The organism is Pseudomonas sp. GW821-FHT09E12 (genome assembly GCF_059416085.1).
In genome coordinates this window covers 667,538-679,756 of the sequence record NZ_JBWKOM010000004.1, presented here as the reverse complement: position 1 = coordinate 679,756, position 12,219 = coordinate 667,538, and the positions used below count along the sequence as shown (strand labels likewise).

At 65.8% G+C, this 12,219-nt stretch carries 9 protein-coding genes; 6 read left to right on the top strand and 3 right to left on the bottom strand.

Annotated elements, in window-relative coordinates:
* Positions 1–81: 81 nt before the first annotated feature.
* Positions 82–2,478, top strand: coding sequence for a heavy metal translocating P-type ATPase (locus AC07PQ_RS14940; RefSeq protein WP_493185787.1), 2,397 nt, complete (start codon positions 82–84; stop codon positions 2,476–2,478).
* Positions 2,475–2,882: a Cu(I)-responsive transcriptional regulator gene (cueR, locus tag AC07PQ_RS14935; protein ID WP_053259511.1), complete on the top strand. Its 408-nt coding sequence runs from the start codon at positions 2,475–2,477 to the stop codon at positions 2,880–2,882. The genes AC07PQ_RS14940 and cueR overlap by 4 nt, the downstream gene beginning before the upstream one ends.
* A 159-nt stretch (positions 2,883–3,041) precedes the next feature.
* Here cueR and AC07PQ_RS14930 read toward each other — a convergent pair whose 3' ends face one another.
* Both AC07PQ_RS14930 and AC07PQ_RS14925 read right to left on the bottom strand, forming a co-directional pair.
* Complete coding sequence (locus tag AC07PQ_RS14930; RefSeq protein ID WP_053259510.1) at positions 3,042–3,938, bottom strand: PA4780 family RIO1-like protein kinase; 897 nt, start codon at positions 3,936–3,938, stop codon at positions 3,042–3,044.
* Between the two features lie 293 nt (positions 3,939–4,231).
* Complete coding sequence (locus AC07PQ_RS14925) at positions 4,232–5,509, bottom strand: acetyl-CoA C-acetyltransferase (RefSeq protein ID WP_007928733.1); 1,278 nt, start codon at positions 5,507–5,509, stop codon at positions 4,232–4,234.
* Positions 5,510–5,683: 174 nt separating this feature from the next.
* On the opposite strand from AC07PQ_RS14925, the gene AC07PQ_RS14920 reads away from it, so the two are divergent.
* Together AC07PQ_RS14920 and AC07PQ_RS14915 are read left to right on the top strand one after the other, a co-directional pair.
* Positions 5,684–7,036, top strand: coding sequence for a 3-oxoacyl-ACP reductase (locus tag AC07PQ_RS14920; protein WP_493185786.1), 1,353 nt, complete (start codon positions 5,684–5,686; stop codon positions 7,034–7,036).
* Between the two features lie 2 nt (positions 7,037–7,038).
* Complete coding sequence (locus AC07PQ_RS14915; protein ID WP_085533735.1) at positions 7,039–7,893, top strand: MaoC family dehydratase; 855 nt, start codon at positions 7,039–7,041, stop codon at positions 7,891–7,893.
* A 7-nt stretch (positions 7,894–7,900) separates the two neighbouring features.
* Here AC07PQ_RS14915 and AC07PQ_RS14910 read toward each other — a convergent pair whose 3' ends face one another.
* Positions 7,901–8,350: a DMT family transporter gene (locus AC07PQ_RS14910; protein ID WP_007928728.1), complete on the bottom strand. Its 450-nt coding sequence runs from the start codon at positions 8,348–8,350 to the stop codon at positions 7,901–7,903.
* A gap of 374 nt (positions 8,351–8,724) precedes the next feature.
* On the opposite strand from AC07PQ_RS14910, the gene AC07PQ_RS14905 reads away from it, so the two are divergent.
* Positions 8,725–10,335, top strand: coding sequence for a collagen-like triple helix repeat-containing protein (locus AC07PQ_RS14905; protein WP_007928719.1), 1,611 nt, complete (start codon positions 8,725–8,727; stop codon positions 10,333–10,335).
* Between the two features lie 198 nt (positions 10,336–10,533).
* A complete protein-coding gene (locus AC07PQ_RS14900; protein ID WP_493185785.1) occupies positions 10,534–12,204 on the top strand; it encodes a ShlB/FhaC/HecB family hemolysin secretion/activation protein in 1,671 nt (556 codons plus the stop codon).
* The last annotated feature ends 15 nt before the right edge of the window (positions 12,205–12,219 follow it).

Below are 12,219 nucleotides of genomic sequence, written 5' to 3'. Positions count from 1 at the left end.
AGCACCCCGCACCATGGCGCTTGACCTTGCCAGCATGGCAAGGTTGATCCTGTAGACCACCGTTTACAGGGAGTGTCAGTGATGTCCGAATCAACCACTTTTGACCTGCCGATTGCCGGCATGACCTGCGCCAGCTGCGCCGGGCGCGTGGAACGCGCCTTGAGCAAGGTCGCGGGCGCCGCGGCCGTCAGCGTCAACCTCGCCACCGAACAGGCCCGTGTCCAGGCGCCCAGCGACAGCCTGCCGGCGTTGATGGCCGCGGTGCAGGATGCCGGCTACAGCGTGCCGGCCCACAGCCTGGAGCTGAACATCGGCGGCATGACCTGCGCCTCCTGCGTCGGTCGCGTGGAACGCGCGCTGGCCAAGGTGGCCGGGGTCACCCGGGTCAGCGTCAACCTGGCCAACGAACGCGCGCACATCGATCTGCTGGGCCAGGTCGATAGCTCCGACTTGATCGCCGCCGTCAGCAAGGCCGGCTACTCCGCCACCCTGTGGCAGGCCGAACACCCCGAGCGCGACGATCAGGAACAACGCCTGCGGCACGAACGCTGGTCCCTGGTGCTGGCGATCCTGCTGGCCCTGCCGCTGGTACTGCCCATGGTGGTGCAACCCTTTGGCCTGCACTGGATGCTCCCGGCCTGGGCGCAGTTCGTCCTGGCCACGCCGGTGCAATTCATCTTCGGTGCGCGTTTTTATGTCGCCGCCTGGAAAGCCGTGCGCGCCGGCGCCGGCAACATGGACCTGCTGGTGGCCCTGGGCACCAGCGCCGGTTACGGCTTGAGCCTCTACCAATGGGCCATCACCCCCGCCGGCGGCATGCCGCACCTGTACTTCGAGGCCTCGGCCGTGGTCATCGCCCTGGTGCTGCTGGGCAAGTACCTGGAAAGCCGCGCCAAGCGCCAGACCGCCAGCGCCATCCGCGCCCTCGAAGCCTTGCGCCCGGAACGGGCGATCCAGGTCGTCGATGGCCGTGAGCAGGAAGTGGCGATCAGCGCCCTGCGCCTGAACGACCTGGTGCTGGTCAAGCCCGGCGAGCGCTTCCCGGTGGACGGCGAAGTGGTCGAAGGCCAGAGCCATGCCGACGAAGCCCTGATCAGCGGTGAAAGCCTGCCGGTGCCGAAACAGCCCGGCGACCCGGTCACCGGCGGCGCCATCAACGGCGAAGGCCGGCTGCTGGTGCGGACCCTGGCCCTCGGCGCGGAAACCGTGCTGGCGCGCATCATCCGCCTGGTGGAGGACGCCCAGGCCGGCAAGGCACCGATCCAGAAACTGGTGGACCGGGTCAGCCAGGTGTTCGTGCCGGCGGTGCTGGTGCTGGCCCTGGCGACGCTGGTCGGCTGGTGGCTGTATGGCGCGCCGCTGGAAACCGCGCTGATCAATGCGGTCGCGGTGCTGGTCATCGCCTGCCCCTGCGCGCTGGGGCTGGCCACGCCGACCGCGATCATGGCCGGCACCGGCGTCGCCGCCCGCCACGGAATCCTGATCAAGGACGCCGAAGCCCTGGAGCGCGCCCATGAAGTCAGCACGGTGGTCTTCGACAAGACCGGCACCCTGACCTCCGGCACGCCACGCATCGCCCACCTGGACGCGGTCGACGGCGACGGAGACCGCCTGCTGCAACTGGCCGGCGCCCTGCAACGCGGCAGCGAACACCCGCTGGCCAAGGCGGTTCTCGACCTGTGCGCCGAACGCCAGCTGGCGGTGGCCGACGTCAGCGCCAGCCAGTCCCTGACCGGCCGCGGCATCGCCGGCACCCTGGACGGCCGCCAACTGGCCCTGGGCAACCGGCGCCTGCTGGAAGAAAGCGGCCTGCAGGCCGGCGACCTGGCGGCCTCGGCCCGGGCCTGGGAAACCGAAGGCCGCACCCTGTCCTGGCTGATCGAACAACAGCCGCAATCTCGGGTGCTGGGCCTGTTCGCCTTTGGCGACACCCTCAAGCCCGGCGCCCTGCAAGCGGTGCAGCAACTGAGTGCACGTCATATCGGCAGCCACCTGCTGACCGGCGACAACCGCGGCAGCGCCAAGGTGGTCGCCGAGGCCCTGGGCATTGCCGACGTACACGCCGAAGTGCTGCCCGCCGACAAGGCCGCCACGGTCGCCGAACTGAAAAAGACCGGCGTGGTGGCGATGGTCGGCGACGGCATCAACGACGCTCCGGCCCTGGCCGCCGCCGATATCGGCATCGCCATGGGCGGCGGTACCGATGTGGCGATGCACGCGGCGGGGATCACCCTGATGCGCGGCGACCCGCGCCTGGTGCCGGCGGCCCTGGAGATCAGCCGCAAGACCTACGCGAAGATCCGCCAGAACCTGTTCTGGGCCTTCGTCTACAACCTGATCGGCATTCCGTTGGCGGCGTTCGGCCTGCTCAACCCGGTGCTGGCCGGGGCGGCCATGGCGCTGTCCAGCGTCAGCGTGGTGAGCAATGCGCTACTGTTGAAAACCTGGAAACCCAACGACCCGGAGGACGCCCGATGAACATCGGCCAAGCAGCCCGCAAGAGCGGCCTGAGCGCCAAGATGATCCGCTACTACGAGTCCATCGGCCTGCTCCGGCCGGCCCATCGCAGCGACAGCGGCTACCGCCTGTACGGTGACGACGACCTGCACAGCCTGGCCTTTATCAAGCGCTCGCGGGACCTGGGGTTTTCCCTGGAGGAAGTGGGCAAGCTGCTGACCCTGTGGCAGGACCGCCAGCGCGCCAGCGCCGATGTCAAAGCCCTGGCCCGCCAGCACATCGACGAGCTCAACCGGAAAATCGCTGAGCTGGCCGGGTTGCGCGACACCCTGCAGGACCTGGTGCAGCACTGCCACGGCGACCACCGCCCGGACTGCCCGATTCTCAAGGACCTGGCCTCCGGCGGATGCTGCACGCCCCCATGACCTGTAGCCGCTGCCGCAGGCTGCGACAAGGGCCGAAGGCCCTTCTGGCGGTTTCAAGAGCAGCGCCTGCTTCGCAGTCGATCGCAGCCTATCGGCAGCGGCTACGTGATTCACGGGCACAAAAAATCCGGCTATTGCCGGATTTTTTGTGCCCGTGAATCACTGCATCCAGGGCGGAGGCGGTGGTTCCTCGGACTTGGCCGGTGGCGCGTCGTCGGCCATGCGCATGGCCTGGCGCCGTTCCTCGTCCAGGCGCGCCGCCTCGATCTCCCGCAGCACGCCGCCGACATCCGCCAGTTCTTGCGGATCGTCGAACTCGCCGGTCAGGACGCTGGCCGGGTGCAGGGTGCCGGCTTCGTACAGGGCCCACATCTCCTTGGCGTAGCGGGTGCGTTTGAGCTCCGGGGCGAAACGCCCGAAGTAGGACGCCATGTTGCCGACATCCCGCTCCAGCATGCTGAAGGCGTGGTTGTTGCCCGCCGCATCCACCGCCTGGGGCAGGTCGATGATCACCGGGCCGTCAGGGGTCAGCAGCACGTTGAACTCGGACAGGTCACCGTGCACCAGGCCGGTACACAGCATCAGCACGATCTGGGAAATCAGGAAGGCGTGATATTCGCGGGCCTGATCCGGCTCCAGCACCACGTCGTTCAGGCGTGGCGCGGCATCGCCGTATTCATCCGCCACCAGCTCCATCAGCAGCACGCCTTCGAGGAAGTCGAACGGCTTGGGCACCCGCACCCCGGCGTTGGCCAGGCGGAACAGGGCCGCCACTTCGGCGTTCTGCCAGGCGTCCTCGGTCTCCTTGCGCCCGAACTTGGACCCCTTGGCCATCGCGCGAGCCTGACGGCTGTTGCGCACCTTGCGGCCTTCCTGATACTCGGCCGCCTGACGAAAACTTCGTTTGTTCGCCTCCTTGTAAACCTTGGCGCAACGTAATTCGTTGCCGCAGCGCACCACATAAACAGCTGCTTCTTTACCACTCATGAGTGGGCGCAGCACCTCGTCGACCAGACCGTCCTCGATCAGGGGTTCAATGCGTTTTGGAGTCTTCATCAGCTTTTATCAGGGGTCCTTTATTACCAAACACGCGAATGTCACTCGTTATACGGCAATCCTCGCACCACGGGGAGAGGTTACCGACCTACGACAGTGCCGATGCACTCAATGTGCCAGGTCAACCCGTCATGTCGACAGGCTCGACCGACCAGGATCATAGCCCAGTGCTCGGCGGCTGCCCGTTACTAAAGGCCGGGGTATAGGTGACAGAAGCTGGCGAGCGCTTCGCGCTCGATCGCGAGCAAGCTCGCTCCTACAGAGGGGCCGCCACTGCGCAAACACCTGGCCCCTCAGCGCTCGACAATCGCCGTCACGCCCTGGCCACCGGCGGCGCAGATCGAAATCAGGCCACGCCCCTGCCCCGCCACCTCCAGCAGCTTCGCCAGGTTGGCGACAATGCGCCCGCCGGTGGCGGCGAACGGATGCCCGGCGGCCAGCGAGCTGCCTTTGACATTCAGCCGGCTGCGGTCGATGGAACCCAAGGGCGCGTCCAGCCCCAGGCGGGTCTTGCAGTAGTCCGCGTCCTCCCAGGCCTTGAGCGTGCACAGCACCTGCGCGGCGAAGGCCTCATGGATTTCGTAGTAATCGAAGTCCTGCAGCCTCAGGCCATTACGGGCCAGCAAGCGCGGCACCGCATAGACCGGTGCCATCAGCAGCCCTTCCGCGCCGTGGACGAAATCCACCGCCGCCGCTTCGCCGTCGCGCAGATAGGCGAGGATCGGCAAGCCACGCTCCTTCGCCCATTCCTCACTGCCCAGCAGCACCAGGGACGCGCCATCAGTCAACGGCGTGGAGTTGCCCGCGGTCAGGGTGCCTTTGTCGCTGCGTTCGAACACGGGTTTCAACGACGCCAGCTTTTCCAGGGTCAGGTCCGGGCGCAGGTTGTTGTCGCGGGTCAGACCGAGGAAGGGGGTCATCAGGTCGTCGTGCCAACCCTCGGCATAGGCGGCGGCCATTTTCTGATGGCTCTCCAGCGCCAACTGATCCTGCTCGTCGCGGGGAATGTTCCAGGTTTGCGCCATCCGCTCGCAGTGCTGGCCCATGGACAAGCCGGTCCGCGGTTCGCCATTGCGCGGCAGTTCCGGCTTGAGGTGCCGGGGGCGCAGTTGCAGGAAGGTCAGGAGCTTGTCGCCCAGGGTCTTGCCGCGGTTGGCTTGCAGCAGGATCTTGCGCAGCCCCTCGTTGACCCCGATCGGCGCGTCCGAGGTGGTATCGACGCCGCCGGCGATGCCGCATTCGATCTGCCCCAGGGCGATCTTGTTGGCCACCAGCAACGCCGCTTCCAGACCGGTGCCGCAGGCTTGCTGGATATCGTAGGCCGGGGTGGTCGGCGACAGCCGCGAGCCGAGCACGCATTCGCGGGTCAGGTTGAAATCCCGGGAATGCTTGAGCACCGCGCCAGCGGCCACTTCGCCCAGGCGCAGGCCGTGCAGGCGGTAGCGCTCGATCAGGCCTTCCAGGGCCGCGGTAAGCATGGCCTGGTTGCTCGCGGTGGCGTAAGGCCCGTTGGAACGGGCAAAGGGGATGCGGTTGCCGCCGATAATCGCAACACGACGCAGCTGAGTCATGGAAAGCTCCCTATTCTGTGAGTGGCACAACCGACAAGCGTAGGTTCTGTAAGAAAAGTCGCCGAGCGGCGATCAGGCCGTTCATATGCAGAACCCAGCTTGTATCTCATGGACCGAACGACCAAAGGCCCCTCGTGGTCCACACTTTGAACCTCAGTTCCTGGAGCGTGTTCCATGTCAGATCGTTACATCGACTTCGCCAACTCGTCCATCGGCCACCGCCTGGTCGGGGCCCTTGGCCTGCCGTCGCCGGTACGTCTGGAGCGCTGGCAGGCCGGCCGCATGCGCCCGGTCGAGGGGGCGCTGCTGATCGGCGGCGGCCCGCTGACCCAGCAGATCGGCGCCATCGCCCCGCGGCTGACCGAGAGCATCTACAGCTACGGCACCGATCCGACCCTCGCCACCGCCTGGATTCCCGGCCACGGCCCCAAGCTCAAGGCCGTGGTGTTCGACGCCAGCGACCTCCTGCAGACCGACCCGCTCAAGCAGTTGCGCGAATTTTTCCAGCCGCTGATGAAGAACCTCGAACCCAGCGCGCACCTGGTGATTCTCGGCCGCGCCCCGGAAACCCTCGGCGATCCGTTCGCCGCCAGCGCCCAACGCGCCCTGGAGGGTTTCAGCCGCTCGCTGGCCAAGGAACTGCGCAGCGGTGCCACCCTGCAATTGCTCTATGTCGGTGAGGGTGCCGAAAGCCAGCTGGAAGGCGCGCTGCGCTTCTTCCTCTCACCGAAAAGCGCTTACATCTCCGGCCAGGCGATCCGCCTGACCCCCTGCGCCACCCAGGTCCAGGACTGGACCCGGCCCTTGGCCGGCGCACGGGCCCTGGTCACCGGCGCGGCGCGCGGCATCGGCGCCTCGATCGCCGAGACCCTGGCCCGGGATGGCGCCCAGGTGGTGCTGCTGGACGTGCCCGCCGCCAAGACCGACCTCGAAGCCCTGGCCGCGCGCCTGGGCGGCCACGCGATCACCCTGGATATCTGCGCCGAAGACGCCGCGACCCAGCTGGTGGAACAGTTGCCAGACGGCATCGACATCGTGGTGCACAACGCCGGCATCACCCGCGACAAGACCCTGGCCAACATGACCCCGGAATTCTGGGACGCGGTGCTGGCGGTCAACCTCAACGCGCCGCAGATGCTGACCAAGGCCCTGCTGGACAGCGGCTGCCTGCACGACAATGGTCGGCTGATCCTGCTGGCGTCCATCAGCGGTATCGCCGGCAATCGCGGGCAGACCAACTATGCGGCGAGCAAGGCCGGGCTGATCGGCCTGGCCCAGTCCTGGGCCCCGCTGTTGCAAGAGCGCGGCATCAGCATCAACGCCGTGGCCCCGGGCTTTATCGAAACCCAGATGACCGCGCACATTCCGTTCGCCCTGCGCGAGGCCGGGCGGCGCATGAGTTCGCTGGGGCAAGGCGGCCTGCCGCAGGACGTCGCCGAAGCCGTGGCCTGGCTCGCCCAGCCGGGCAGTGGCGCGGTCAGCGGGCAAGCGCTGCGAGTCTGTGGGCAAAGCGTATTGGGAGCGTGAACATGAGCCTTCAATGGCATGAGCTGGATACTCCGCCGAACCTGCCCGAGCTGTACTGGAAGGCCGCGATCCGCCGCAAGATCACCGGCACCGAGCTGCCTGAATATGGCCTGCGCCGCCAGGTGAGCGTGCAACCGGCGAAGCTTGCGGCCTATCGCCAGGTCTGCGGCTTTACCGAGAACGGCCTGCTGCCGCCGACCTACCCCCATGTGCTGGCGTTCGCCCTGCAGATGCAATTACTGACCGCCAGGGACTTCCCCTTTCCACTGCTGGGGCTGATCCATCTGGCCAACCGCATTCGCGTGCTACGACCCATGGGTGGGGTCGGCAACTTGAGCATCGGGGTGCGTGCGGACAACGTGCAGCCCCATGCCAAAGGCGCGGTTTTCGATCTGTTGACCTACGTCGACGACGCCCTGGGACCGCTGTGGGAAGCACAAAGCCGGATGCTCTGTCGGGGTGTGCAACTGCCGGGCGAAGCACCGGCCGAAGAGCCGTCGGCCGAGGCCAGCCTCAGCGAGCTGACGCGCTGGCAAGCCCCCGCCGACATCGGCCGGCGTTACGCCCGGGTGTCCGGCGACTACAACCCGATTCACCTGAGCGCCATCAGCGCCCGAATGTTCGGCTTCCCCCAGGCCATCGCCCACGGCCTGTGGAACAAGGCGCGGACCCTGGCGGCGTTGAGCGAGCATTTGCCGGCGGCCCCTATCGAGATTGCCGTGGACTTCCGAAAGCCGGTGCGCCTGCCCAGCGAGGTGTGCCTGCTGGCAAGCGCCGCGGGCTCGAGCGGTGACCTGCGCCTGACCGGCGCGGGCGACCTGGAACATATGAGCGGGCACTGGCAGCCGCTGGCCTGAGCCCGCCTCAACCGCGACGAATCAGGAACACTCCCGCCAGGATCAGCACCAGCCCGGCAATCTTGCCGAGGCTGATGGGTGCCTCGCGAAACCCCGCCCAGCCGAAATGGTCCAGCGCCAGGGCCATGCCCAACTGCCCGGCCAGCACCAGGGCCATGAACAGCATGGCGCCGATCCGTGGCCCGGCGAAGGCCGCGGTGGCAATGAAAAACGCCCCCAGCAGACCGCCGCACCAGTGCCACCAAGTCAGGCTTTTCAAGGCCGTCAGGCCGGGCACTTCGCGCTGGGCCATGGCCAGGACCAGCAAGGCCACGGTGCCGACAAAAAACGAGATCAGCGCCGCCGCCAGCACGCTGGAAACCTGCTTGGCCAATTGGCCGTTGATTCCCGCTTGCAGGGGTAAAAAAGCACCGGCAATCACCGGCAGGCAAAGCAGCCACCAGACAGGGGCAGGCATAAAGTTTCTCCAGAAAAAAAGCCAGGCCGCGGATTATAAGGCAAGTTGACGCCAAATCCGTGGCGGGGTCGACAGGCAATTAATTGTATATATATAACTTTCGTTAAAGCACCCTGATAATTTTCAATTAAAAATCACAAAATACTGATTAATAACATCTTTTAAAAAATAAATTCGTTTGCCACACCTTTGGCATTAGTCCCTCCGCAGGAGCAAAAACGGCCGATATATAAGTTGTTAATACCAAGTTGAGAATGGTGAAAAAAAGCACTTGGACCTTTTATAGCGACTACGGACGAAAACATCTCCAGCAACAGAACTGGGGAGTTATCGAAAACAACAAAACGTTGTAACAGGTGCAAGGAATCTCACTCATGAAAACTCAAGTCTGGTTGAAAACAAGCACAGCACTGGCCCTGATCCTGGCCCTCGGCCTGACCGGTTGCAGCAGCGGCGGTGGCGGCCACAAGAGCAGCTCCGGCAGCTCCTCGCCCGACAGCGCGGCAGGTACCGACAGTGGCTCTGGCGGCTCCGGCGATGGTTCGGGCGGTGCCGGCGGCACCGGTGGCGGCACCGCAGGTACAGGCGGTACCGGCGGAATCGATGGCGGCACTGATGGTACAGGCGGAATCGGCGGCGGCACTGCAGGGACGGGAGGTACTGGCGGGACCGGAGGTACTGGTGGCGGGACCGGTGGCGGCACCGATCCAACCAACCCAACGGATCCGACCGACCCGACAACCCCCACCACTACCCCGTTGGTCACCTCGACCCTGGTGTCCGACCTCGGCAGCACCATCAGCGGCGTCGGCGACGGTGTCAGCACCCTCAGCAGCGCGCTGGCTCCGCTTCCGGTAGTCGGCGGGGTACTGCAAAGCGCGGTAAACACCTCCGGTAATGTGGTCGACACCGTAGGCGATGGCCTGACCAATGGCCTCGGCCAACTGGGCAGCGACCCACAGGCCTTGAGCAAGACCACGGCCATAGTCGGCAACGTGGTGTCGGACGTCGGCGATGGCGTCTCGGACATCAGCGGCAAGCTGGCCACCAGCACCAGCAGCATTCCCCTGGTGGGCGGCGTGGTCACCCGAGTGGCACCGGTACTCGACGGCGTCGGCGACAAGGTCAGCATGCTCGGCGACACACTCACCACCGTGACCAGTAGCGGCCCCCTGGGGACAGTGACAGACAAGGTGGGCAACAACCTGCTGGTGCCGGTCGTCACCCTGGCAGAAGGCCTGACCGGCAAGGTGGTCAGCTCCACGGGCCTGAGCGCTCCGGTCGGCGGCCTGATCGACAAGGTGGCAACGACCGTCGACGGCCTGGGCGACAAAGTCACCGCCACGGGCAGTGGCAACACGCTGACCAATACCCTGGGCGGCACCCTGAACAATGTCGCCACCACCATCGGCAACACCAGCAACCTGACGACCGCCCCGAGCACCGGCGGGGGAACCATTGGCGGCGCCGGCCTGCTGGAAACCGTCGGCGGTGCGGTGGTCAACCTGGGTACCGGCTTGAATGCCGGCAACACCAACACCCTGGTCAGCGCCACAGGGGTAAGCACAGCCTCGGTCGGCAACGTCGTAGCCTCGGTGGGCGGAGCCCTGGGCGGCACGGGTGTGGCCAATGTCGGCGCCACTGCGCCACTGGCCGGTGTCGGCGCCACGGTCGGCGCAGCGTTGAACCCGGTCACCACGACCGTCACCGGCCTGACCCAGCAAGTGGGCGCCACGACCGGCACCGGCACCCCCATCGCCGGCCTGCTCACCCAGGTAGGAGGCGCCGTCAGCACGGTAGGCACCACCCTCACCGCCAGCGCCCCCAACCCTGTGGTGAGCACCGTCGGCCAGACCGTGAACACCCTGGGGGCCACGGTCACCTCGGTCGGGACCCTGGTCGACGGTGGCACCACCGGCGGCACCACGGGCAGCCTCGGTGGCGTGCTCGGCGGGCTGACCGGAACCTTGAGCGGCACCCGATAAGCGTTTTGCACCTGGCCGATTCGACGGCCCTACCTACAGCGCCTACGCTTGGTTGGAGACGAGGGATTCGATTGAGTCTCTCGTCTTTTTCTTGCCTGGAGCATGACGGTTGCAGTCCTTGATCAAGGCCAAGACCCTGACAAGCGCCGCCGACTGAAGTACCTCTCGCGTTGCTGCGACTTGACCATGGAGTGTCCTATGCGCGCTTTGGCTCCCTTGCTGTTAGTCTCGCTTTGCTCATACGTCCACGCCGAAAACCTTCCCAGCTTTCTCAATAGCAACGAAACCATCCGCAACCTGCCGGTGCCCAACCTGCCGGCCGACGCCTACCGCCCCACGACCCCGGCGCCCAAACTGGCGCCCCCCACTGAACCCCAGGCCCAGCCCCTGATGATGGGCACCACAGTCAACGTCAGCACCGTGCAGATCGAGGGCGGCACCCTCTATCCGCTGAGCGAGCTGGCAGAGATCTACAAGCCGCTGATCGGCCATGCAAGCACCCTGGGGCAACTGATCGAAGCCACCCGGGAAATCACCCGCCGCTACCAGCAGGACGGCTATCTGTTGTCCTATGCGTTCCTGCCGCAACAGAGCTTCGACCAGGGCACCGTGCGCGTAGTCCTGGTGGAGGGCTACATCAAGGACTACCAACTGCAGGGCGATATCGGCCCGGTCTCGGCCTACCTCGACAAACTGGTGGCAAAACTCAAGGCCGAACGGCCGCTGACCCGCAAGACCTTCGAGCACTACACCACCCTGATGAGCCGCATTCCCGGGGTCACCCTGCAAGCCCAGGTGCCGCCACCGGGAACCACCGACGGCGCGGCCTACCTGATTGCCCAGGCCAGCCGCAAACCGTTCACCAGCAGCCTCAGCACCACCGACGACAACCGCAATGGCCTGCAAGCCCTGCTGGCGGTCAGCAGCAACTCGCAGACCTCCATGGGCGAGCAGGTAACCCTCAGCGGTCTGTTCCCGCCGGGGGACGATCACGAGCACTACTACCGCCTGGACTACAACCAGTTTCTCAATGACGAAGGCACCCAGCTGAGCCTGTACGGCACGCGCTACCGCGCCGACCCGGGGACCAATGTTCGGCTCGACAACGGCCTCGAACTCAAACCCCATCGGGAGAACGATCGCTACTCCATAGGCTTGAGCCACCCGGTCATCGCCGCGCCCAACGAGCTGCTGATCCTGGGTTCGCGCCTGTATGCGGTCAACGACAAGACCCGCTATCAAGTGGTGGGTTATCCGCAGAGCGTCGAACTGAAAACCGACATTCGCGCCCTGGCCTTCGAGGGCGACTGGCGCAAGGCCAATGCACGCCAACTAAGGATTCTCAGTGCCGGGGTGTACCAGGGGCTGGACGCCCTGGGCGCGAAGACCAACGACAACCTGTACGACCTGGACTTCTTCCGCGTGCGCCTGTCCGGCGTGCAGAGCGACAAGTTCTTCGACAACTGGCAAGGAGTGCTGTCGGCGGCCCTGTACTGGAGCCGCGACAACCTGCCCGACAGCGAGCGCGCGGTGTTCGGCGGGCAGAACTTCGGCCGTGGCTACCCCGACGACCAGGCGTCTGGCGACAAGGGCTGGGGCGCGGCCTACGAGGTGAACTACAGCTTCAATCGCGAAGACCGCTGGCTGCGAATCCTCCAGCCGTACGTGGTGCTGGATCGCTCGCGGACCTGGTTCAACGAACTGCCGGTCAAGGGCAACGACCTGTCATCGGCCGCCGTCGGCCTGCGCTTTGGCGACGCCAAGTACTACAACATCTCCCTCGAAGCGGCCAAGCCGATGTCCGATGAAGCCCTGGACACCCACAACCGGCGCCCGCGCTACACCCTGAGTTTCAGCTACCAGCTGTAAAAAGCCCCTCAAGCC

Bases quoted from the DNA above. Each gene is read 5' to 3' on its own strand.
- AC07PQ_RS14915 (WP_085533735.1), top strand. From the start codon at position 7,039: ATGAGCCTTCAATGGCATGAGCTGGATACTCCGCCGAACCTGCCCGAG.
- AC07PQ_RS14925 (WP_007928733.1), bottom strand. From the start codon at position 5,509: ATGACTCAGCTGCGTCGTGTTGCGATTATCGGCGGCAACCGCATCCCC.
- cueR (WP_053259511.1), top strand. From the start codon at position 2,475: ATGAACATCGGCCAAGCAGCCCGCAAGAGCGGCCTGAGCGCCAAGATG.
- AC07PQ_RS14930 (WP_053259510.1), bottom strand. From the start codon at position 3,938: ATGAAGACTCCAAAACGCATTGAACCCCTGATCGAGGACGGTCTGGTC.
- AC07PQ_RS14940 (WP_493185787.1), top strand. From the start codon at position 82: ATGTCCGAATCAACCACTTTTGACCTGCCGATTGCCGGCATGACCTGC.
- AC07PQ_RS14905 (WP_007928719.1), top strand. From the start codon at position 8,725: ATGAAAACTCAAGTCTGGTTGAAAACAAGCACAGCACTGGCCCTGATC.
- AC07PQ_RS14900 (WP_493185785.1), top strand. From the start codon at position 10,534: ATGCGCGCTTTGGCTCCCTTGCTGTTAGTCTCGCTTTGCTCATACGTC.
- AC07PQ_RS14920 (WP_493185786.1), top strand. From the start codon at position 5,684: ATGTCAGATCGTTACATCGACTTCGCCAACTCGTCCATCGGCCACCGC.
- AC07PQ_RS14910 (WP_007928728.1), bottom strand. From the start codon at position 8,350: ATGCCTGCCCCTGTCTGGTGGCTGCTTTGCCTGCCGGTGATTGCCGGT.